Below are 21,361 nucleotides of genomic sequence, written 5' to 3'. Positions count from 1 at the left end.
ACGTTCACAGGCCCTCGGTTCCAGGCTACGTCTAAATCCGACCAAATGGGGTCGGGGCCGGGAGGTGTTCTGTCCGCCCGGTGGGTGAGAGTGCGCCGATCTCTTCGGCGAGGTCGGGTGGCTGTTCGTCACCAGGAAGTCGAGACCGCCCAGGGCCTCGGGGTCCAGCAGCTGAGGCACACGTCAGGCACGGCGGCTCTGTCCACGCCTGAGGTGGGGGAGTGGCTGTGCCGCTGCTGTGCCCGCGGGGTGAGGCCATGGAGGTCGAGGGCCGTGCGGGTGGTCTGCGCGGCCGCGATCTTTCAGGAGGTGGGCCATGTCAAGCCACACCAAGGCCCGGGCGGCACTCGATCTCGCCGCCGAGGAGTTCGCGCGCCTGGCATCCGATCCGCGGGTGGTGCTTTCCGGAGTGTTGGACTGGAGCGGTGAGCTCCGGCTCGATGAGGTCGCCGGGTTGCTGTTGTCGCCGGTGACGCCGTCGGACACGCGGGACAGGCTGTGGCGTGCCGTGCTGTGTCAGGCACGTGTCGATCCGGTGTGGCAGCTGGTCGCGGTCGGTTTGGCGCTGCCGTCGCTGCGTTTCCTGGCCGCCCGGATCATCGGGCACACCGATGCCGATCCCGACGATGTCAACAGTGAACTCGTTGTCGGGTTCCTCGGCGCGGTCGGGGGCATCGACCTGGCAGCGCCGGGGGTGTTTCGGCGGCTGCGGGCGGCGGCGAACGCCGCGGGGATGCGGCTGGTGCGTGCCGATCGCCGAGCCGCCGCTTCGGTCGCGAATGTCGTTGTAGAAAGGCCGGCGTTGATGTGCCGCCATCCTGACGTCGTCCTCGCTCGGGCGGTGGCGGCGTGTGTGATCACGCCGGGGGAGGCCGACCTGATCGGCGCGACTCGGCTGGAGTCGGTGCCGGTGGCCGAGGCGGCGCGGGTGGCGAGAGTGTCGGTCGCGGCGGTGTGGCAGCGTCGCTCGCGAGCCGAACGCCGTCTGCTCGCCTGGCTCGACACGGCGGCGGAAGCAGCCGGCGAAGCCGTCCCATCGTGGGCGTGACCTGGTCCAACGCGGGCGCACCCGGGACGGGTGTGCCTGTGTTGTGCCTGCGTTGTGCCTGCATTGACCCGTCAGGATCGGCCCGGTTCTTGTGCTCAGGGGTGAGTCCCGCCGGTTCCGGCGGTGGCTCGGGTGTTCCCGGTCGGCGGGGTCGATGGCGCCGAATGCCACCGGATGTGGCCGACCCATCTCCCATCCCGAAAGGGGGTGTGCGGGTGTCCGCGCCTGTCGGTGCCGACCTCGCCGCCGGGAGCACCTCACTCACTTCGAGCTGTCTGACGAGGGGGCCGGTGCCATGGAGACGCCACGGTCATCGAAAGCAAGCAGCCATCGCGGGCGCTGGCTGGACATCGCGGTCCTCGCGGTGCTGGTCACGGCATCCGCGGTGGTGTTGTGCACCAGCCGGTACGGCGACGTCGACACCACGGCCCTGCACGGCGCGGTGCTGGTCGCCGCCCCGGCCGAGCTCGCCGATCCTCCGCCGGGATATGAGGAGAGCAATCAGGCGCAGGAGACGCTGCTGGCGGTCATCCGCAACATCCGCAATGTGATCATGGGTTTGCTCGCGGCTTTCGCGACGCTGCTGTTGACGATCGCCGGCGTGCGTTATCTCGCCGGTGGCGGCGATCCCGGCGAGACCGACAGGGCCAAGGCCGGGTTGCGTGCCGCGGCCATCGGCTATGGCCTGGCGGTGCTCGCGCCGGTGCTGGCGGCCTTGCTGAGCTACGTGGTGAGCTTCCAGTGAACCGCCACGGCGAAGATTCCGCCGAGCCCCAGAGTCGATGGCACCGGTGGGCGAGGCGAGTGCTGCGTATAGCGGTGATCGTCGCCTTGGGGTTGAGTGCCTCCTGGTGGCTGCCGCGAGTCACCGTTGACACCGGCCCGAGGGAAACCCTCGTCGCGGTAGCGGTGTTCGCCGATGCTCCTGAACCGTCCGATCCACCCGAGATCGAGAGCCCCGACGGTGGTCTGGGTGAGGTCCCCTTGCCGTTGGGACCCGACGACCTGCTGGGGTTTCTCACCGACTGGGTCGCCGGCAGAGTCGCCGAAGCCTTGACCGCGATGGCCGAAGCGATCACCGCGGGCACCTTGAACCTGCGTGTGGAGTCCTTGAACGTGATGGACCCGGCCGACCCGTCGGGTTTCCACGACCTGTCCTTCGGTCTCGCGCGGGCGGGGTTGCTGTTGCTGATCACCACCGGCGGAATGTGGATCATGACGCATGAGACCTTGCAGACCCGCATCTCCCTCAAAGAGATCCTGCCGCGCGTGGTGATGGCCGCCATCGCGATGGAATTGTCGCTGCGGGTTTTGTCGTGGGTCATCGTCCATGTCAACGTCGTGGTCAACGCGATCCTGTCTCTGGGGTTCACCCCCGGCACGACCCACGCGATCGCCGACACGCTCACCGAGATCAGCGACTCGGTATCGGGCACCGACTCCTGGCTGCTGCTCACCCTCGTCATTGCGATCACCGTGATGCTGACCCTGCTGCTGGTCGGCGTGGTGTCGCGAACCCTGCTGTTGATGCTGCTGGCCATCACCGGGCCCGTCGCCATGGCCTGCCACGCCCTCCCCGCCACCGAAGCCGTGACGCGATGGTGGTGGAAGGCCCTCGCCGCGTGCGCGGTCTCGGCGGTCGGTCAGGCACTGGTGCTGGTGTTGTGGATGAAGGTGTTCTTCCGCGACGGGCAGCGTGTCACCAACCCCCTGCTCATGCCCGACGCGATCGCCGCCTACGCCGACATGCTCCTAGTGATGGCCCTGTTGTGGCTGATGCACAAGGCACTGGCCCTGCCGATGCGCAAAGCCTTCGCGCCCTTCGGCGGCAACCCCGTCGGAGCGGCCTTGCAGGCCCTGCTGTTCACCAAGTCCTTCGGGCTCGTCAAGGGCATCACCCGCGCGGCGACGGCCAGAAAGGCCGCGCCCCCGCTACGCCGCACACCACCTGGGGCGGGCGGGGTGGTGCGGGAAGAACCCGGCGGTTTCGACAGCGCCGATCCCGAGCACCCCCGCACCCCGAACAGCGACCCCCCCAAAGGCCCGAAACCCCCAAGAAGGGGCGAGGCCAGTGTCGGGCCGCGCACCGAGACCGGCTGGCCGAAAGACGAAGCCCTCGTGTCCACCGCGGTCGTTCCACCGGGCGGGGCCTACGCGCCGGCGTACCGGTCTGCTCGGACATATCACCGACCCGCCTGGCACACCACGGACAATCCATTCCTGCCTGCCACGCCGCGACCGAAACCAGCACCCGGAACGCCACCGGCATCACGGTTTCGCCCGGTCCCCGTCGTCGAGCACCAGGCCGAGCCACTACTGCCCGACGCATCCACACCACCCACGCCCGCACCGCCGGCAACGCCGACACGGCGGCGAGTGCGCCGACGGGACGGAGTACGGCAATGGTGACCACGGAAGGTCCCCGTATCGCGCGGGTACCCCAGATCGACCTGGCCGACAAGGTGCTGTTCGGGCTCACCACCCGCCAGGTCGCCTGGGCCGCGACCGGCGCCGCCTGCACCCTGGGCCTGTGGAAGGCCGTGACCGTGTTCGCGCCGCCCGCCGTGGCCGTGGCGGTGTGCGCCCCGCTCGGATTGCTGTTCGCCGCGATCGTCTTCGCCCAACGCGACGGCGCCCGCCTCGACACCCTGCTGTGGGCCGCGCTGCGCACGCCCCGCCGCCCCCTCGTCCCGGCACCCGGTGTGACGGCCGCCCCGGCCTGGATGAACACCGATACCGCACCGGTGCTGCCCCGGGTCCTGCGCTCCCCGGCCAAAGGCGTCACCGCCGACGGGCTCATCGACCTCGGCGAAGACGGGTACACGATCGTGCTGGCCGTCTCGACGGTGAACTTCGTCCTGCGCTCACCCGCCGAACAAGATGCTCTGGTCGCCGGATTCGCCCGGGCACTTCACGCCCTGTCGGGCCCCGTACAGATCATCTCGACGCAAGTCCCCGCCGATCTGGGCGACCACGCCCGGGCCGTCCAAGCCCACACCCTGCCCCACCAAGGCCTCCGCGAGGCCGCCGAGGCACACGCCGCCTGGCTCCACGACGCCTCCACCCGCGCCCGGCTCCTGCACCACCGCACCTATGTCGCCGCCCGCGCCACCACCCGCACCGGCGTCGACCGCCGGGCCCGCGACATCGCCGACGCTCTGGCCGGCTGCGGCCTGGACTGCACCCCGCTGACACCGGCGGCGGTCCTGGAACTCCTCGACCACATCACCGAACCCGGGACCCGCCCGGTGGGAGGCACACCATGAACATCCTCGACCGCCTCCCGCGCCGCCGACCTCCCGCCGACCCCGCGATGTGGCCTGCCGTCATCGACGCCCACACGCACACCATCCGCTGCGGCGACACCCCGACCGCGGCGCTGCTGGTCACCGGCCTGCCCGGCGAGGTCGGCCCCGACTGGCTGGCACCCCTGCTGGCCTTCCCCGGCCTGGCGAGCACCGCGATCCACATCGCGCCGGTCTCACGGGACAAGACCATGACCTCGCTGCGCCGCAAACGTGCCCGCCTGGAATCATCCCGCCGCTTCGCCGCCCGCCGCCAACGCCTCTCCGATCCGGAGATCGACGCCTCTGCCTTCGACGCCGAAGACCTCGCCGCACGCATCGCCACCGACGACACCCGCCTGTTCACTTTCGCCGCCTACCTCCTCGTCCACGCCGACACCGACACCGCGCTGGCCGAGACCGTCGCGCAACTCCGTGCCCACGCCGCCGCCGCGGGCCTGACCGTGCGGCCGGCGTCGTTCCGGCAACTCCAGACGTTGACCTCGGTCCTGCCTTTCGGTGTCGACGCCGTCGGCTCGGCCAGGACCATCGACACCGATGTGATCGCCGCGGCGTTTCCTTTCACCACCCCAGACCCGCCGCCCAACACCGGGATCCTGCTCGGCGTCAACCTCGCCTCGGGGGCACCGGTCACCTGGGACCGCTTTACGCAGCCCAACCACAACCAGGTCATCGTCGCCCGATCCGGCGCCGGCAAGTCCTTCCTCGCCAAAACCGAGATCGCCCGCTGGGCCTACCGCGGTGTCGCCACCACCATCATCGACCCCGACAACGAGTACACCGATCTCGTCGAAGCCCTCGGCGGGACGACCATCGCCGTCGGCGCCGACGAGGCACGCATCAACCCCCTCGACCTGCCAAGCGACGGTGAGTCGGATGCGTTCACCCGGCGGGTCATGTTCGCCAACACCGTCGCCACGATCGCCCTTGGCACCGAACTCACCGGTGATGAGGCCGCCGCCCTCGACACCGCCGTCCTGGCCGCCTACACGCACGCGGGCATCACCCACGACCCCGCGACCTGGACCCGCCCCGCGCCCCTCATGCGCGACGTCCACCACCACCTGGCCGCCGGTGACTCCACCGCTGGAAAGGCCCTCGCCGCACGCCTCAACCCGTTCATCACCGGCGGCTTCAACCGCCTGTTCAACGGCCCCTCCACCACCGTCCCCGCCGGGCACCTGGTGTCGTTCAACCTCGCACCACTCCCCGATGAACTCGCCGCCGTCGGCACCCTCCTTGTCCTCGACGCCGCATGGCGGCGCGCCACCGGCAGCACCGAGCGGCACATCGTCGCCGTCGACGAGGCCTGGCTGCTCCTGCAGTCACCCGCGGGGGCGGCGTTTTTGTCGCGGCTGGCGAAGTCGGCACGCAAACACCGCACCGGGCTGACCGTCATCACCCAAGACGCCGAGGACATGCTCGCCAGCGAGCTCGGGCGCGTCGTCATCGCCAACGCCGCGACCCAGATCCTGCTGGGCCAAGCGCCGCAGGTTGCGAGCCTGGTCGCGAATGCGTTCGGCCTCACCGGCGCCGAACGCGGTTTCGTGACCAGCGCCCGGCAAGGCGAAGCGCTGCTGTTGGCCGGCGACACTCACGTCGCGTTCTGCTCGGTCGCCGCCGAGATGGATCCGCGGTTGCTGCTGACCGGAGAGGCCGCGGCATGACCTCGACCGGGTTTCCCGACACCGGCGGGGTCCTCGCGGCAGCGGTCGCCGTCGCCGCGCTACTGGCGGTTGTCGCGCGGTGGTGGGCGCGCAGGCTCGCCACCCGGCATTGCGGGGTGGGCACCACCTTGCACATCCAGGCACCGCCGGAGGTTGACCCGCACAGCGCCGAAGCGTTCTGGCGGCACATCACCGGCCTGACCGTCTCCTCGTGGAGGCGGCTGTGGGGCGGGCAGCCGCATGTCGTGTTCGAGTACGCCTGGACCGGTGCCGTCTTCGACATCCGCGCCTGGGTCCCCGACACCGTGCCGGCCGGACAGGTCGCCGACGCCATTCGCGCGGCCTGGCCCGCCGCGACCGTCACCACCCACACCCCCGGGACACCACCACTACCCGCCGAGGAGGTCCTGCTCGACGCGAAGGCACTGCGGCTGGGGACCAGCGACGCCAGTGCCCTCACCTGCGATCACGACACTGACCCGCTGCGGCCCATGCTCGGCGCCATGACCGGCCTGCACGCCCACGAACACGCCGTCGTGCAGATCCTGGCCCGCCCGGCCGCCCGCGCCCGGATCCACCACCTGCACAGCCGCGACCACCACCGGCGAGGACTCGGGATCGTCACCGCGATCACCGAGCTGTTCCTGCCGGCCCGGACCGCCACGACACCGCGCGGCAAGCCTGGTGCGAGCGCATCGCCCTGGGAACGGACACGCCAGCGGCACACGAGCGAACGCGCCGCCGAGCCGATGCTGGAAGTCGCCGTCCGCTACGCCGTGGCCACCACGCGGGTGACGGATCGGGCGGCGGCGAAAACCCGGATTCGGGGCGTTGAAAAGAGCCTCGCCGCCGCCTTCGCGGTCTATTCGAGCACAGATCCCATCCGGCACGTCCGCCAACCCGCAGCCGCCACGACCTTGGCCACACGGATCATGTATCGCGGGAAACTCCTCACCACCAGGGAACTCGCCGCCCTGGCGCACATTCCGCTCGACGAGGCTCTCCCGCAGCTGCCTCGCGCCGGTGCCCGTCTCGTCGCCCCTGTCGCCGCGGTGCTTCGCGGCGGCCGGGGCACCAAGCCGCTGGGGACCGCCGCCGTCGGTGGCAGGCCCATCGCCCTGGCCGCGGCCGATGCCCGCCATCACCTGCACATCCTCGGGTCCACCGGCACCGGCAAGTCGACACTCCTGCTGAACCTGGTCCTCGGCGACATCAACGCCGGGCGGGGTGTGATCGTCGTCGACCCGAAAGGCGACCTCGTCGCCGACGTCCTCGCCCGCATCGACCGCACCGGCCTCGGTGACCGTCTCGTCGTCCTCGACCCGCGTGACCCCGACCCGCCGGGCATCAACCCCCTCGCCGGTACCGACAGCGACCTCGTCGTGGATCACCTCGTCGGGATCTGCCGCAAGATCTTCGAACGTCACTGGGGACCACGCGCCGACGACGTCCTGCGCTCGGCGCTGCTCACGATCGTCCGCTACCCCGGTGCCACCCTCGAAGCCCTACCTCTCATGCTGTCCAGCAAGAAGGCCCGCGCGCCCTACACCGCCGACCTCGTCGACGACCCGGCCGGACTCGGCGGCTTTTGGTCCTGGTATGACTCCCTCGCGCCAGGCCTGCAGTCCCAGGTCGTCGGACCGGTCCTGTCACGCATCCGCGCGATGATGACCCGCGCCTTCGTCCGCAAGACCATCGGCGCACCCACCACGAGCTTCGACCTGTCCCGGATCCTCAACGGCGGCATCCTCCTCGCCCGCCTCCCCAAAGGCGAACTCGGCGACGACACCACCCGCCTGCTCGGGTCGATCATCGTCGCCAAAACCTGGCAGGCCACCACCGCCCGCGCGAGCCTGCCCGAACACCGCCGCCGCGACGCGTCCCTCTACCTCGACGAGGCCCAGAACTTCCTCACCCTCCCGCGCGCCCTCGACGAGATCCTCGCCGAAGCCCGCGGCTACCGCCTCTCCCTCGTCGTGGCCCACCAGCACCTGGCCCAGATGCCCCGCGACATGCAGTTCGCCGTCTCCGCGAACGCCCGCAACAAGATCTACTTCACCGCCTCCCCCGAAGACGCCCGCCTCCTGGCCAAGCACACCCACCCGCACCTGTCCGAACACGACCTCGCCCACCTCGACGTCTACCACGCCGCGGCACGCCTGGTCGCCGACGGCCGCGAAACCCCCGCTTTCACCCTCGCCACCAACCCCGCGCCACCGATCCGCCCGAAAAACCGGGGACGGGAAGTCTCCCGGGGCAACGGGGGCGACAAGACCCCGAAAATCCTCCCGTCGCCGAAACACCACCCCACACCCGCCCCCACGAGCAACGAAAACGCAGGTCAACCCGCGTCGGGAAGCGCCCCATGAAAACCCGACACAGTACGACTGTCCCCCCGGGCGACCTCGCGGCCGTCCTGTCACGCCTCACCGACCGCGATCTCGCCATCATCGACACCCTCGGCGACCACCACGTCCTCACCACCCGCCAGATTATGAAGCTCTACTTCACGTCCATGACCCGCACCCACGAACGTCTCCTCCTGCTCTACCGCCTCGGAGTCCTCAACCGCTTCCGGGCAGCAGTAGCGACAGGCTCGGTCGAATACCGGTGGGTCCTCGCCCACCTCGGCGCCCGCATCCACGCCGCCCGCCACGACACCAAACCGCCCACCAACTCCGCCGTCAACGACCGCCTGATCACCACCGCCGCCAGCCCCAAACTCACCCACCTCCTCGGCGTCAACGACTTCTTCTGCCGCCTCGGCGCCGCCACCAGACACAACCCCGCCATCGAGGTCACCGACTGGTGGAACGAAACCCGCTGCACCGAGACCTGCGGCGGACTCGTCCGCCCCGACGGACACGCCACCATCCACACCGGCACCCGCCGGTTCGGCTTCTGGTTCGAACACGACACCGGAACCGAGACCCATCAACAGCTTCAACGCAAACTCGACCGGTACGCCAGGCTCGTCCACCCCGCTGCACGACTGCCGGTCCTCATCGAGGTGCCCACACCGGCGCGCGAAGCACACTGCCACGACGTGCTCGTCCCACCTGCCGGTCTGGTCATCGCCACGACCCACCGCGCCATCGCCGACGACCCCACCGCGACGATCTGGCGACGCCCGGAGACGACATGGCGTGCGGCTTTGTCCACGGTGGCCGACTGACCGCTCGCAGAGACCGGGTTGCCTCCCCCTTGCGGGCGTGGACACCGTCGACGAAACCGCCATCGGCATCGACGTCGGCACCTCGAACACCGTCGCGGTGCTCGCCCGACGGGACCGGCCGACAGCGCCTTTACCGTTCGGTGGGGCGCCACCGATGCCCTCGGCGGCGATCGATCCGGCCCGCTGCGAATCACATCCCAAGCGGTGCATCCACGATGGGACGGTACTGCTCGGGGAGCGCGAGTACAGCGTTGAGGAGCTGTTCACGGCCGTCTTCGCGCGTGCATCCGACGAAGCACGGCGAGTGCTCGGCGGTGTTCCCGAACGTGTGGCGGTGCCACATCCGGTGGCGTGGAGTACGCGAAGGCGAAAGACCCTGCGGATCGCCGTCGAGGCGGCGCCCACCCTCGTCGCCGGGACTCACCCGTCTGGCTCCCACACCCGCCGCAACCCCAGCACCGCCCGATGGAACAGCGCCTTGACCGCCCCCTCGGTCATCCCCAACACCTCTGCGGTCTCCTTGATCGTGCGTTCGCGGTAGACGCGCAGGTCCACGCAGCGCTGCTGCATCGCGGTCAGCTCGCCCAGCGCTGCACGCAGCTGCTCGACGTCACCGGCGAGGCATACGCGCTCGGCCGGGTCGGCGGTCAGGTCGGGCGAGTCGACGTCGGTGTAGTCGCCGCAGGGTTCGGTGATGCGGGTGTGCGGGGCCTTGTGCCAGTCGCGGACGAGGTTGGTGGCGATGCGGGTCAGCCAGGCGGCGAAGCCGCCGCCCTGCCAGGTGAAGCGGGGCATGTTGGCCCAGGCGCGGGTGAAGGTCTCGGCGATGAGGTCGTCGGCGTCGCGGCGGGCGCCGTGGCGCATGCGGGCGTAGACGACGCGGCGGATGGTGGGCCGGTGCAGTGTGTAGAGCTCGGCGAAGGCGGCGGCGTCGCCGGTCTTGGCGCGGGCGACGAGCGTGGCCAGGTCGGGGGCGGGCGGTGTGGTCATCGGGTCACCTGGGGGAGAGGCCGGCGAACCCGGTGTTCGCCGGCACGGGTATCGATGACCGCTCGATTCGCCGCGATCGTCGAGTCGCCATCCCACGCACGGGGGATGGCGCACCAGCCGACCTGTGCCTCTGGTGTGCCTGCCCGAAACGCCTCCGGCCAGCCCGAACACCGTGATCAAGGGTTAGCGTCGGGGTACCACACATTCACCCGAAAGCATGTCGAGGTTCGCTCCGCTCCCGCGGATCGGCGCCTAGCCGTGACGGACGTCCACCCGCCCTCTCGTGAGGACTCGTCGACTCCGCACCGGCCGCGCCACGCACATCCCGCACCTGCGTTTCGACCTCACCGGCCGACCGGCCACGCCGCTCGCCGACCCCTACCGCGACGATCCTGTCGCCGCCCACAGCGCCACGCGCTGTCCGGCCATCACGGCTGCCTCCTGCCCGTCTCCACGGGCCCGGCCACCCATGCCCTGACACAGAAGGCGTCACCATGTTCTTCATCGGACACGAGTGCGTCGCCTGCCGACGCGCGCACCCCGGTGCTCACGATCGAGCCTGCCTCGACGACCCGTCCCACCTGCACGTCACCAAGGCCACCCCGCCCGCCGAGGGCGGCGCACGCTGGTGGATCACCCCACCGCCCGACCCGCAGGGCCGCATCCTCGACCGCTGGAGCCTCATCGAGGCGATGTCGGCGGCGACCTGGACGACCTTCGCCGCGAGGCTCCCGTCGGCCGAGGTCACCTTCGCGTCGACCGCGCTTCAAGACTCCGGGTGGCGGCTGCACGCCTTCACCCGGTTGACCCGGCCGCGGGCACTGCGCCCGTACCGGCTGCTCGGCATCACCCACATCGACCGCGCGGAGTCCCGCCGCACCTTCTGGCTGGCCGAAAGAGACCGCAGCGCCCACCCGGTGGCGGTCGAACTGCGGCCCTAGAGCCACCAAGCACCCGCCCGGCCCATCGGCCAAAAGCGGCTCACACCCATGCACGCCAGCGACCCGCGCCGACCCCGGCGGCGGGTCTTTCCCGCTGCCCTCGACCAGAACGGACATCCGACCATGACCTACTCCACCGAAACCCCCAGCGAACTCCTCGCCGTCATACCGCACCTGGCCGGGCACGTCATCAGCGACGCGATCGTCATCGTCGGTCTCCAGCCCGACGGGACCATCCGCGCGATGTGGCGCGTCGGGGCCATCAACCCCGCCGTACTGTCCCGGATCGCGGTGTCCCTGCGCGACGTCGAGGCCGACCTCGACGCGGTCATCCTCATCGGCTACGCACCCGTAGACATCGCCGCACCGGCCCTTGCCGACCTCGCCGCGCACATCCACCGGCTCGGCATCGACGCCACCCTGCTGGTCAGCCACGCCGGCCGCCACTGGGACCTCAACGACCCGACCTGCCCCGCCGAAGGACGCCCCACCCAGGTCTCGGCCGACATCACCGAGGTCTTCACCGTCGCCTTCGGACCCGTCGCCGCCGACGAGGACGCCGTGGCCGCCGTTCTCGACCCCGTCACCGGTGCGGCACGAGCCGCGATGAGGGCGGCGACCACGGCCTTCACCACCGCACTCACCCACGATCCGCTGCTCCTGCCCCGCATCGACCTCGCCGCGATCATCGACGCCGAGGCCGCCCCTGATCCGCACGCCGCGGCCCACACCGCCGCCGCCCTCGACCGGTCCATCGACACCTTCATGCAGGCCCTGGCCCTCACCGAGCACCGGCCCGACACCGCCATGCGGCTGTGGATCCACCTGGTTCGGCACGCAGAACCCGACTACCGGGGAGCGCCCGCCTTGCTGGCCGCCTATTCCTGCGCCCTGACCGGCCAGGGCGTACTGGGCTGCCACGTCGTGGCGATCGCCGAACACCTCATCCCGCACCACCCCTTCACGCACCCGATCGCCGCGGCGATCCGCTCGGGCCGCGTACCCAGCGCCTACGCCGCCGGCCTCGCCCTGATCGACCCGAACTAGGAGAAAGGAATGCGACATGTACACCACATCCCGAGCCTGCATCGCCTGCAGGCGCACCCATCCCCATGCCCACGACCGCGGCTGCCTGAACATCCCCGCACCGCACATCACCAAAGGCACCACCCCGGCGATCGGCGTCGAACGCTGGTGGCTGGCAGCGCCACCGGAGGCCGCCGGGCGCCTGTCCGACCGGCTCTGTTTGAGCGAGGTCATGTCAGGCGTCACCTGGCAGACCCGGGAGCGATGCCCCGTTCCGGCCGCCCTGGCCGGTCTGTCGGCCTGCCTGGAAGACGGTTTCTGGTGCCTGACCGGCTGGGCGACACCGTCGGCGCCGAGGGTGATGGCGCCCTATGAGCTGCTGGCCTTGCGGCACCACCAGGGTTCGGCGGTGCGGGTGTTCTGGCTGGCCGCGCACGAGATCGTCGCGCACGTCTTCGCCATCGACCTCTCCACCCGGCGAGGTCACCAGGTAGCGAAAGGAGGCGGCAGCGATGTTGCCGCAGCTGCTTAGATCACATCGGGCCCACGTGGCCTTCCTTGACCGGGTCATGCTTCGCCTGCCCGACAACGCCACCGTCAGGCACTACGGCCTGGCCGGCGCGGTCCGCGAGGTGACGATCGGTCGCTTCCATGTTCGTGTCCCGCACCGCGGGCAGATCATCCGTATCCCGCACGCCGAGGCCGGCATCGACAAGCCCCATCGGTGCTGGCCATGGCTGCGCTCCATCCGCCCGGAATGCCTCCCCGCACCGCCGGTACGCCGTGCCGCACAGGTGGACGCCCTGACCGCCGGGAGCATCGCGACGGCCTTGGCCGCCTGCCCACGCCACGCCAGCGTGGTCATCGCCATCGCCGACTGTGACCACCAAGGCCACGCCGTGGCCTCCATCGCCACCGGTGCCCCGCCACGTGTGGGGATCGGCCGCCCGGTGTGGTTCACCGCCGCCGCGGCGGTCTCGCCGACCGCGTCGACGATGCGGGTCCGCGACTTCCGAAAATTCCTCGCCTTGGCCGACCCGGCCGATGCGGTGCTGCTGGACGGCGGCGCACAAACCTTCACCGTCAAGTCGGTGGCCCTCACCTCCAGCCGGGTGGTCTGGCTGCTCACCAACCGGCCGATCACCGCCCCCGCACCGTTGCTGGCGCGGTTGATGTCCTGGGCCCACCACTGAGCCCGACATAACCCCTTCCCACCAACGCCAAGGCCCGCACCCGGCCACCCAGGTGCGGGCCTTGGCCATGTCCTTCCACCGCCCCCACCACAAGGGGCGCACGAACAAGGGAGCAGATCATGCACACCAGCCTCGACCTCAACACCCCCGAGGCGGTCATCGCGGCCGTCCCGTACCTCATCGGCTACCACCCGCAAGCCCCCAACCTCGTTATCCTCGGCATCCGCGACGGCAAGGTCACCGTCTCGGGCAACCTCGACCTCGAACCCGGGATGGCCGCCCTGCCGATCCCTGCGGGTTTCGTCGACGCCTCCCTGGCCGACACGCTCCTGCTCATCGGCTTCGGCCCCCCGGAACTGACCGAAGCGATCGTCACCGGCGTCGCCCAGCTCATGGAACTCCTCGACGTCGACGTCGCCCTCGCCCTGATCGTCCACGATGGACGCTGCTTCGGCCTGCGCGGGGAAACCCCGCCCGAGGGCGTGGCCGTCCCGCCGCCCGATACGGCCATGACCGACGACATGCCGGTCTTCGCCGACCGCGACGCCGTCGACGCGCTGTTCGCACCGGCCCGCGGGCCCGCCTACGACACCGCCCTGGCCGCCATCGACACCTTCCGATCGACGGTGGACGCCATCAGCCACCCGGCCGACCATTCCGCCTTCGTCACCGCCTCGCTGGAGCTCCTTCACCAGGTCACCACCGACCCACAGACCCTCGACACCGACCAGACCGCGCGCCTGACCGTGGCCTTGACCTTCGGTGAGGTCCGTGACGCGGCGATGGCAGCCGTCGACGACGACCCGGCGGGCGCCACCGAGGACATCTGGCGGCACCTGGTCTCCCACGCCCCACCCGAACTGCGCACCGCCCCGGCCGTGCTGGCCGCCTACAGCGCCTGGCGCGGCGGTGCCGGGCACATCGCCGCAGCGGCCCTGCGCGTCATCGAAGACCAATCACCCCAAGACCCCACCGCCCAACAACTGCGGCGCCTCATCGACCTCGCCGCCCACCCCGACACCGTCGCCGCCTACCGGCCCGGCCAAGCCCTCACCCGCACCTCGACACCACCCCCGCACAGCGACAGCCAGAAAGGCCGATGACCATGACCGACCCCCAACCCACGCCACGCCACACACTGGCCGCCTACCTCGCCGCACACCCCCACGCGACCATCGCCGACATCAGCGCTGGCGTGCACCTGGCCCGCTCCACCGTCACCAAACAACTCAAGGCGATGGAACACGACGGACTAGCCGAGCGCACCCGTCCGGGCAAGCCCGGCGCACCCGACCTGTGGAGGCTGTCAAGCCACGACGCACCCCACACCACCGCCGCCACACCGGCCGCGGTGGGTGTGACCCGCAAGCTCGCCGCCGGTGAACTCCACGCCATGGTCGCCGCGTACTTCACCGACCACCCCGAACAGGCCGTCACCGCCGGCGACATCGCCCGCGTCCTCGGCCGCTCCGCCGGGGCGGTCACCAACGTCATCGACAAACTCATCCACGCCGGGCAGGTCCGGCTCCACTCCCAGCCACCCCGCCGCTTCATCGCCCGACCCGCACACGACGACGGCGAACCCACGACCTGACCCCACACCCCCTCCTCCCACGAAGGCCGCCACGGAACGTGGCGGCCTTCGCCACACCCACCCCACCGAAAGGAAACCGCCATGCCCGCACACGACCTGCGACGCGTCCACCTGACCAGATCACCACACCCCACCGGAGCCCCACCGGCCCTGCAAGGCACCGCCTGCACCTCCCGCCAACCCGCACTCGCCCCCGACACCGACGACACCGACGGCGACGTCTACTCCCTCCTCGACGAGTACGCCGTGGCGTTCCGGTCCGAAACCGACGCCCTCGACCTGCTCCTGCACAGCGTGGCCGGCCTCATCGACATCACCACCCGACCCGACCGCGACATCCCCATCGCCCGGCTCCTGACCGAACTGGCCCCCGGCGCCTGGCGACGCCACGACAACGACCGGCTGCTCATCGAGGCCGCCACGGCCTTCCTGGTCAGCGAAGCGACCTGGCTGATCGCCTTCGCCTCCGGCGTGCCCGGCAGCGACCGGCACTCCACCGCCGCACAGGCCAGCCTCGGCTGGCTCGACGCCGCGCCCAGGCCACTGCGCGCACAACTCATCCGCGCCACCGCCGCCCGCTACGTGGGCTGAGAAAGGACCTCTCACCATGCCCGACCACCCCCGCAGGACCCGCCTGGCCGAGGCGGTCTCACTGCAACACGACCGGACCCAGCAAGCCTGGGCCTGGAAGGACACCGGCATCCGCGCCCAAGCCGAACGCGGATCCATCGACGCCGCAGACCTCACCGCCTGGTACCGCCTGGCCGTCGAACGCCGCTGGTGGCAAGCGCTGCTGGCAGCCGTCGACACCCGCGAGGCCGCTGCGGACGTCGGCCTCCAGATCGACGCCGCCGACGGCGTTCTCAACCGTGCGGCACTGGCACAGGTCGTCATCCCGCCACTGGCGGAACCCTTGCCCTTCGAGATCGCCGCGACGCTCCTCGACCTCGACGCGATCGCCCGCTTCCTGGCCACCGCCCGCGTCCTCATCGACGGCATCACCTACTAGCCCCGACCCGCACGTGGAGTCCCCGCGCCTGCCCGGCTCCCCGCGCGGGGACACCGGCAGGCGCGCACCCCTAGAAAGGGAAACCGCCATGACCACCCGAACGCACCACACGACTCGACGGCAACCGTCGAGTCGAGCTATCCCGGCCGGTGACCAGCAGCCAGAAACGAGATCACGATGACCAGCCCTCGCCGGCGCGGCCGCAACGGCCTCAAAAACGACATCCTCGGCCACCTCACCCGACCCGAGGCCGCATGGGAGACCGTCGCGGCCATCCACGCCGCCGTCGGCGGCACTTCCGCCGGTGCCGTCCACCGCTCCCTGCGCCAACTCGCCGCGACCGGACAGGTCATCACCGACGGCCGCCGGCCCCAACGCTGGCGGATCCCCGCCACCACCGGTCCCACGCCGTCACCATCGCCGGCGGTCGGGCACGTCCTCACCGGCGCCACACCGGTCACCCGCCCCAACGGGCAGCTCTACCACCCCCGCGGCCTCGCCGGGGAATCCGACGTCGACGTCCTGCGCCGACTGCGCACCGCCGGTGTCCCCGTCCTGCTCTACGGACCACCTGGCACCGGCAAGACCGCCCTGGCCGAAGCCGCACACACCGACATCATCACCATCGCCGGGGACAGCGACACCACCGTCGCCGACTTCATCGGCGAATACACCCAAGCCCCCGACGGGACCTTCGTGTTCACCTACGGACCCCTCATCCGCGCCATGGAAGAAGGCCGCTGCCTCTTCGTCGACGACGCCACACTCATCGCCCCCACCGTCCTGGCCGCCCTCTACCCGGCCATGGACGGCCGCGGCCAGGTCCACATCAAAGCCCGCCCCGGCGAAACCGTCACCGCCGCACCCGGCTTCTACGTCATGGGCGGCCACAACCCCGGCGTCCACGGCGCCGTCCTCACCGACGCCCTGGCCTCCCGCTTCTCCACCCACATCGAGGTCTCCACCGACTTCGACCTCGCCGACGCCCTCGGCGTACCGGCCACCGCGATCGCCATCGCCCGCAACCTCAACCGGCAACTCGCCGCCGGGGAGTGCCGATGGGCTCCGCAACTCCGCGAACTCCTCGCCTGCAAACGTCTCGCGACCGAACTCGGCCTCGACGCCGCCATCGCCAACCTCGCCGCGATCGCACCGACGGGCGACCGGGCCCTCGTGCAGCGCGTCGCGGCCAACCTGCACGGCAAAGCGGTCACCCCGCTGGCGCTGGGCACCCAACTTTCGCCACCGCCCCAGAAGGGCAGCTCGTCATGACCGCCGTCCCGCACATCCACACCGACCCGAAGGCCACACCCGCGACCAGTAGCCACAGCGGATGGCTGCGCGTCTCGGCCGACCTGGCCGTCCTGGTCCGCGTCTTCTGCGACCGCAGCGACCTGGTCGTCATCGCCGCACCGGGCGCATCCCCCGACGCGCCCGGCTGCTACAAACCCGGCTGCGCCAGCATCGAACTCGACAGCGACATCTGCTTCCCCGGCATCGACCCGGCCGGCATCAACGCCACCGACCCCCTCGACCTGCCCCGCTACGCCGCCGGGATCGGTGTCCTCGTCCACGAAGCAGCCCACGCCCGCCACAGCCGCTGGCGCGAAGACCACACCTGGCCCCGACAGGTCCGCGACGCCGCGCTCCTCCTGGAGGAACTGCGCATCGAAGCCGCGCAACTGCGCCGCCGCGGCATCGACCGCGACTGGCTGCGCGCGTCCACCAAGACCATCATCGCGCCCAACCTGACCATCACCGACCCGAAGACCCTCACCCCCACAGACGCCGCGACCGCCGCGGCGCTGCTGCTGGGCCGCGTCGACGCCGAGGTCCTCACCCCCATCGAAGTCGCCGCGGCACGCACCGCCCTGTCTCGCGCCCTGACCGCCACACTCCTCGGCAAACTCGAACGGATCTGGCGAGCCGCGATCCTCACCGGCGACAACGACGCGGCCAGGACGCGCCGCCTGGCCCACCAGTGGTGCACGCTCCTCGACGACGACAAGGTCAGCGGCCCGGGCAGCCGCACCAAACGCAAGACCACCGCCCGCCGGCGCGGCATCACCGCCGCGATGAACACCGCCGCCCAGATCGCCGCCGACCCCTTCACCACCCAGCAGACGATCACCCCACTGGCCGGTGGCACCTCGCCAGGCACGAGCGTCTTCGCCCGCCACCACGGGCTGCCCACCCGTGCGGCGTCCAGCGGTGAACACCGCGCCGCCCGCCGCCTGGCCCAGACCCTGCAGGACGCCGCCGTCACCGAACGGATCACCACCACGGTGACCAGCCGGGTCCCACCCGGGCGGCTGCGCATGCGGGCCGTGCTGACCGGCCGGGCCCAAGAAGCCGCCGGGGCACCGGTCACGGCCGAACCCTGGCGCGCCACCCGACGCAAGCGCCCACCGGCCCCACGCCCGACAGTCGGTATCGCCCTCGACGTGAGCATCTCGATGGGCCGTGTCACCGACGCGGCCTGCGCGGCGGCCTGGATCTGCGCCCACGCCGCCGCCCACGCCCACGGTGCCGCCGCCGCGGTCACCTTCGGTGCGGCCGCCACAGCCCTCGTCGCCCCCGGGCGGCCACCCGAGCGGATCCCGCAACCACCCGCCGAGAACAGCACCGACCATCTCGACATCGCCATCGACGCCCTCGATGAGGCCCTCGGCCTGTCCCACCACGGGCACGACGCCCGCATCCTCGTGCTGGTCACCGACGGTCGCCTCGCCAGGCGACAGGCCGCCCCGGTGCTTCAGCGCCTCACCGGACTGGCCGCGTCGGGTTGCGCCCTGGTCCAGATCACCCCCGAGGGCCCGCACGTCCATCTCCCGCACACCACTCTCGTGTGCTGCACCGACCCGGCCGCGGCCGTCACCGAGATCACCGCGGCCGTCGCCACGGCCATGGCCACCGCCAAGCCCGCGACCTGACAAGGAGGAACCTCATGGTCCACCGCCGCGTACTGGTGTGCCTCCCGCACACCGCCTGCCCCGACAAGGACACGGCATTCCACGCCATCGACACCGCACTCGAACCCTTCGGTGAAGGCTTCCCCGTCGCGCCCTACCGCCTCGACCTGCCCGACGACCCCGCCGACTGGCACCTCCTACCCGAACTCCACGAACAGACACCGCTGCCCGCCGACCTCACCTGGGAGGCCGTCGCCGACGCCCAGCGAACCATCCCGCACCGCATCCCGGCAGACCAGCGCGTCCACCTCGACACCACCGGCCGCGCCTTCGTGATGTCGACCGGCAACCCGCAAGGCCACTGGGAAGGCTGGACCCTCGGCGGCAGAGGACACCCCTTCCTCCACCTGCACCCCGAGCGCCCACCGGACACGCTCCAGCTGAGCGCATGCCCGGCCAGCGCCTGCCCGCTCGGCCCCCACCCCGACCGCGCCGACGCCGCCGTCGCCGCCCACATCGACTGGGCCGCCACCCAACACGCCCACACCGACCGCGCCGAGGGTGCCTTTGCCTCCTGCGAACTCCTCACCCTCGACGGGACCTGGCTCGCCTGCCGCACCGGCAGCAGCCCACAACGCCAACGGCATCACGCCGCCCTGGCGGCCTACCTGACCGGCCTGGCCGGTGAGGTGTTCGTCGCCGCCGTCGACTGCCACGCCTGACAAGATCACCGGCACCATCCCTCCACCGCCGTCGGGCCCGTGCGCGTCTCCACGCCACGGGCCCGCAGGCACCCCTTTCGCACATCACCCGCATGAGCCCGGCCCTTTTTTTATGCCCAGGACACCAGCCGGACATGTCGCATGCACCGCCTAGAGTGCCGCGCATGGACATCGATCACGAAGTCGCGTTCATCGTCCTCACCGACCAGGCCGGACGGATCTTGATGCAGCATCGTGGCCCCGACAAACGCGCCGAACCCAACCGGTGGTCCCCACCGGGCGGACTGATCGAACCCGGCGAAGACCCGCTGACCGCCGCCCACCGCGAACTCCTCGAAGAGACCGGGCTGACCGCCACCCTCACCTTCACCCGCGCCTTCGATCAGGCCCTCACCGACGGCACCACCGTCCGCATGCACGTCTACACCGGTGACACCGACGCCCGGCAAGAAGACGTCGTCCTCGGCGAAGGCCTCGCCATGCGGTTCCTCACCCGCGAAGAGATGACCACCAGGCCCCTCGCCGGCAACATCAAGGCCCTCCTCGGCGAGCACTGATCGCCGTCGTGCACGTGCATCCGCCCTGGTAGACGCTCATGATCGCCCCGATGGTCACGCCGGCCCCACACGTCACCGCCTCGGGGAGAACACCGGCATTTTCCACCCCGGGATCCTTGCCGAACACCCCACCACGAGTGGATCATGGTTGCAGCATGGCCATACGGGGGTGGTGGCGATGGACGCCACAAGCAGCCCCGCCCACCACGGCGGGCACGCTACCGAAAGCTCCCCATCGGGCTTCGACGTCCCTGAGACGCCCGGCATCGACGGGATCTGGACCTCCGGTGTGCACCTGCCCCGCTGGGTCGCCAACACCGGCCTGATCGCCCTCGCCCTCCTCGTCGCCTCCGGCATGTTCGTCCACGCCGCCCGCGGCATCCTGTTCACCCCCGACGCCGCCGCCACCGCGTTCTTCACCGCCCTCGCTGAGCGCGATACCGCCCCGGCCAACGGCATCCGCACCGACCTGATCACCGACGACACCTACCAGCCGCCGGCCGACCCGACCGTCGAGACCGTCCACCCCATCACCCCCGACCTCGCCCTCGTCGTCGTCGGCTTCGACCTGGCCGGAACCCGCTGGCGCACCGAACTCACCGCCGCGCGCACCCACTTCTGGGGCCCGTGGACGATCACCCCGCCCAGCAGCCGCGTGACGATCACCTGGCCGCCGCACACCACCGGCCTGCTCGCCACCGTCAACGGCACCGCCCTCCAAGCGGGGGAGAGGCTCCTGCCCGGTGTGTACACCGTCGGCACCGCCGAACACGACACCTTCACCGCGGCCGGGGAGGTGCCCCTGGTGGTGTCCGGGACCGCCGAGTCGGTCACCGTCGCGCCACCGATCACCCCGCGCACCGACCTCGCCCCGCGCCTGTCGACCCTCGTGGACACCTACCTCGACGACTGCGCCGCCGGCGCCGGCGACGAGGCCACCGTCGTGCCCGGCTGCCCACTGCGCCTGGAGGCCGGTCTGCCGTGGCCGGAACACATCTCCTGGCGCATCGACGCCTACCCCGAGCTGGCGCTGACCATCGGGGAACTCAAAGCACTGGAGGTCACCACCCTCACCCCCGGCCGGGCCACCGCGACCTTCGAACAAGACGGCGAGGCCAAGACCCACAGCATCGCCCTCAGCCCCGGAGGCTGGGTCGAACTGACCGCGGGCCGCATGGTCTGGCACCGCGACAACCTCGCCTACGTCAGCGAGTAGACCGGA

General features: G+C 71.0%; 21 protein-coding genes. 20 read left to right on the top strand and 1 reads right to left on the bottom strand.

The annotated features are described in order from the left end of the window. The first annotated feature begins 316 nt into the window (after positions 1-316). The 7 genes from HNR73_RS31520 to HNR73_RS31490 all read left to right on the top strand — a co-directional run bounded on the left by HNR73_RS31520 (position 317) and on the right by HNR73_RS31490 (position 9,195). Positions 317-1,048, top strand: a complete 732-nt coding sequence (locus tag HNR73_RS31520; protein WP_184791341.1) for a hypothetical protein — start codon at positions 317-319, stop codon at positions 1,046-1,048. A 295-nt stretch (positions 1,049-1,343) separates the two neighbouring features. Then, complete coding sequence (locus tag HNR73_RS31515; protein ID WP_221331233.1) at positions 1,344-1,793, top strand: pilin; 450 nt, start codon at positions 1,344-1,346, stop codon at positions 1,791-1,793. Between the two features lie 59 nt (positions 1,794-1,852). Next, positions 1,853-3,457, top strand: a complete 1,605-nt coding sequence (locus tag HNR73_RS31510) for a hypothetical protein (RefSeq protein ID WP_184791340.1) — start codon at positions 1,853-1,855, stop codon at positions 3,455-3,457. Next, the gene (locus HNR73_RS31505; RefSeq protein ID WP_184791339.1) at positions 3,451-4,314 is read left to right on the top strand and encodes a PrgI family protein; all 864 of its coding nucleotides are present in this window, start codon (positions 3,451-3,453) and stop codon (positions 4,312-4,314) included. Before HNR73_RS31510 ends, HNR73_RS31505 begins: the two co-directional genes overlap by 7 nt. Next, complete coding sequence (locus HNR73_RS31500; RefSeq protein ID WP_184791338.1) at positions 4,311-6,020, top strand: VirB4 family type IV secretion system protein; 1,710 nt, start codon at positions 4,311-4,313, stop codon at positions 6,018-6,020. Before HNR73_RS31505 ends, HNR73_RS31500 begins: the two co-directional genes overlap by 4 nt. Beyond that, entirely contained in the window at positions 6,017-8,389 is a 2,373-nt protein-coding gene (locus HNR73_RS31495) for a DUF8128 domain-containing protein (RefSeq protein WP_184791337.1), read from the top strand. Before HNR73_RS31500 ends, HNR73_RS31495 begins: the two co-directional genes overlap by 4 nt. Then, positions 8,386-9,195, top strand: coding sequence for a replication-relaxation family protein (locus HNR73_RS31490; RefSeq protein ID WP_184791336.1), 810 nt, complete (start codon positions 8,386-8,388; stop codon positions 9,193-9,195). The genes HNR73_RS31495 and HNR73_RS31490 overlap by 4 nt, the downstream gene beginning before the upstream one ends. 420 nt (positions 9,196-9,615) lie before the next feature. Here the strand turns inward: HNR73_RS31490 and HNR73_RS31485 are convergent, their stop codons facing one another. Beyond that, positions 9,616-10,185, bottom strand: coding sequence for an RNA polymerase sigma factor (locus HNR73_RS31485; protein ID WP_184791335.1), 570 nt, complete (start codon positions 10,183-10,185; stop codon positions 9,616-9,618). 494 nt (positions 10,186-10,679) lie between these two features. On the opposite strand from HNR73_RS31485, the gene HNR73_RS31480 reads away from it, so the two are divergent. From HNR73_RS31480 to HNR73_RS31420, 13 genes are all read left to right on the top strand, one after another. Next, positions 10,680-11,126, top strand: coding sequence for a hypothetical protein (locus HNR73_RS31480; RefSeq protein WP_184791334.1), 447 nt, complete (start codon positions 10,680-10,682; stop codon positions 11,124-11,126). 123 nt (positions 11,127-11,249) lie between these two features. After that, positions 11,250-12,173, top strand: coding sequence for a DUF4192 family protein (locus HNR73_RS31475; RefSeq protein WP_184791333.1), 924 nt, complete (start codon positions 11,250-11,252; stop codon positions 12,171-12,173). Between the two features lie 16 nt (positions 12,174-12,189). After that, the gene (locus HNR73_RS31470; protein WP_184791332.1) at positions 12,190-12,684 is read left to right on the top strand and encodes a hypothetical protein; all 495 of its coding nucleotides are present in this window, start codon (positions 12,190-12,192) and stop codon (positions 12,682-12,684) included. Continuing rightward, positions 12,665-13,345 carry a hypothetical protein gene (locus HNR73_RS31465; protein WP_184791331.1) on the top strand — a complete coding sequence of 227 codons (681 nt, stop codon included), beginning with the start codon at positions 12,665-12,667 and terminating at the stop codon, positions 13,343-13,345. Before HNR73_RS31470 ends, HNR73_RS31465 begins: the two co-directional genes overlap by 20 nt. Positions 13,346-13,464: 119 nt before the next feature. Beyond that, positions 13,465-14,448, top strand: coding sequence for a DUF4192 domain-containing protein (locus HNR73_RS31460; protein ID WP_184791330.1), 984 nt, complete (start codon positions 13,465-13,467; stop codon positions 14,446-14,448). A 2-nt stretch (positions 14,449-14,450) separates the two neighbouring features. Then, positions 14,451-14,939, top strand: a complete 489-nt coding sequence (locus HNR73_RS41000; RefSeq protein ID WP_184791329.1) for a MarR family transcriptional regulator — start codon at positions 14,451-14,453, stop codon at positions 14,937-14,939. 81 nt (positions 14,940-15,020) lie between these two features. Further along, positions 15,021-15,530 carry a hypothetical protein gene (locus HNR73_RS31450; RefSeq protein ID WP_184791328.1) on the top strand — a complete coding sequence of 170 codons (510 nt, stop codon included), beginning with the start codon at positions 15,021-15,023 and terminating at the stop codon, positions 15,528-15,530. Between the two features lie 16 nt (positions 15,531-15,546). Beyond that, complete coding sequence (locus HNR73_RS31445) at positions 15,547-15,948, top strand: hypothetical protein (protein WP_184791327.1); 402 nt, start codon at positions 15,547-15,549, stop codon at positions 15,946-15,948. Between the two features lie 177 nt (positions 15,949-16,125). After that, positions 16,126-17,220, top strand: coding sequence for an AAA family ATPase (locus HNR73_RS31440; RefSeq protein ID WP_184791326.1), 1,095 nt, complete (start codon positions 16,126-16,128; stop codon positions 17,218-17,220). After that, the gene (locus HNR73_RS31435) at positions 17,217-18,881 is read left to right on the top strand and encodes a hypothetical protein (RefSeq protein WP_184791325.1); all 1,665 of its coding nucleotides are present in this window, start codon (positions 17,217-17,219) and stop codon (positions 18,879-18,881) included. The genes HNR73_RS31440 and HNR73_RS31435 overlap by 4 nt, the downstream gene beginning before the upstream one ends. 14 nt (positions 18,882-18,895) lie before the next feature. Beyond that, positions 18,896-19,582, top strand: a complete 687-nt coding sequence (locus HNR73_RS31430) for a hypothetical protein (protein WP_184791324.1) — start codon at positions 18,896-18,898, stop codon at positions 19,580-19,582. 164 nt (positions 19,583-19,746) lie between these two features. Next, a complete protein-coding gene (locus HNR73_RS31425; RefSeq protein WP_239122274.1) occupies positions 19,747-20,139 on the top strand; it encodes an NUDIX domain-containing protein in 393 nt (130 codons plus the stop codon). 178 nt (positions 20,140-20,317) lie between these two features. Further along, on the top strand, positions 20,318-21,355 hold the full coding sequence (locus HNR73_RS31420; RefSeq protein ID WP_184791322.1) for a hypothetical protein: 1,038 nt from the start codon (positions 20,318-20,320) through the stop codon (positions 21,353-21,355). Positions 21,356-21,361 lie beyond the last annotated feature (6 nt).

The sequence above is a fragment of the Phytomonospora endophytica genome, assembly GCF_014202425.1.
Lineage (GTDB): Bacteria > Actinomycetota > Actinomycetes > Mycobacteriales > Micromonosporaceae > Phytomonospora > Phytomonospora endophytica.
This window is presented reverse-complemented; position numbering and strand designations above follow the sequence as displayed.

Bases quoted from the DNA above. Each gene is read 5' to 3' on its own strand.
- HNR73_RS31520 (WP_184791341.1), top strand. From the start codon at position 317: ATGTCAAGCCACACCAAGGCCCGGGCGGCACTCGATCTCGCCGCCGAG.
- HNR73_RS31515 (WP_221331233.1), top strand. From the start codon at position 1,344: ATGGAGACGCCACGGTCATCGAAAGCAAGCAGCCATCGCGGGCGCTGG.
- HNR73_RS31505 (WP_184791339.1), top strand. From the start codon at position 3,451: ATGGTGACCACGGAAGGTCCCCGTATCGCGCGGGTACCCCAGATCGAC.
- HNR73_RS31500 (WP_184791338.1), top strand. From the start codon at position 4,311: ATGAACATCCTCGACCGCCTCCCGCGCCGCCGACCTCCCGCCGACCCC.
- HNR73_RS31495 (WP_184791337.1), top strand. From the start codon at position 6,017: ATGACCTCGACCGGGTTTCCCGACACCGGCGGGGTCCTCGCGGCAGCG.
- HNR73_RS31490 (WP_184791336.1), top strand. From the start codon at position 8,386: ATGAAAACCCGACACAGTACGACTGTCCCCCCGGGCGACCTCGCGGCC.
- HNR73_RS31485 (WP_184791335.1), bottom strand. From the start codon at position 10,185: ATGACCACACCGCCCGCCCCCGACCTGGCCACGCTCGTCGCCCGCGCC.
- HNR73_RS31480 (WP_184791334.1), top strand. From the start codon at position 10,680: ATGTTCTTCATCGGACACGAGTGCGTCGCCTGCCGACGCGCGCACCCC.
- HNR73_RS31475 (WP_184791333.1), top strand. From the start codon at position 11,250: ATGACCTACTCCACCGAAACCCCCAGCGAACTCCTCGCCGTCATACCG.
- HNR73_RS31470 (WP_184791332.1), top strand. From the start codon at position 12,190: ATGTACACCACATCCCGAGCCTGCATCGCCTGCAGGCGCACCCATCCC.
- HNR73_RS31465 (WP_184791331.1), top strand. From the start codon at position 12,665: ATGTTGCCGCAGCTGCTTAGATCACATCGGGCCCACGTGGCCTTCCTT.
- HNR73_RS31460 (WP_184791330.1), top strand. From the start codon at position 13,465: ATGCACACCAGCCTCGACCTCAACACCCCCGAGGCGGTCATCGCGGCC.
- HNR73_RS41000 (WP_184791329.1), top strand. From the start codon at position 14,451: ATGACCGACCCCCAACCCACGCCACGCCACACACTGGCCGCCTACCTC.
- HNR73_RS31450 (WP_184791328.1), top strand. From the start codon at position 15,021: ATGCCCGCACACGACCTGCGACGCGTCCACCTGACCAGATCACCACAC.
- HNR73_RS31445 (WP_184791327.1), top strand. From the start codon at position 15,547: ATGCCCGACCACCCCCGCAGGACCCGCCTGGCCGAGGCGGTCTCACTG.
- HNR73_RS31440 (WP_184791326.1), top strand. From the start codon at position 16,126: ATGACCAGCCCTCGCCGGCGCGGCCGCAACGGCCTCAAAAACGACATC.
- HNR73_RS31435 (WP_184791325.1), top strand. From the start codon at position 17,217: ATGACCGCCGTCCCGCACATCCACACCGACCCGAAGGCCACACCCGCG.
- HNR73_RS31430 (WP_184791324.1), top strand. From the start codon at position 18,896: ATGGTCCACCGCCGCGTACTGGTGTGCCTCCCGCACACCGCCTGCCCC.
- HNR73_RS31425 (WP_239122274.1), top strand. From the start codon at position 19,747: ATGGACATCGATCACGAAGTCGCGTTCATCGTCCTCACCGACCAGGCC.
- HNR73_RS31420 (WP_184791322.1), top strand. From the start codon at position 20,318: ATGGACGCCACAAGCAGCCCCGCCCACCACGGCGGGCACGCTACCGAA.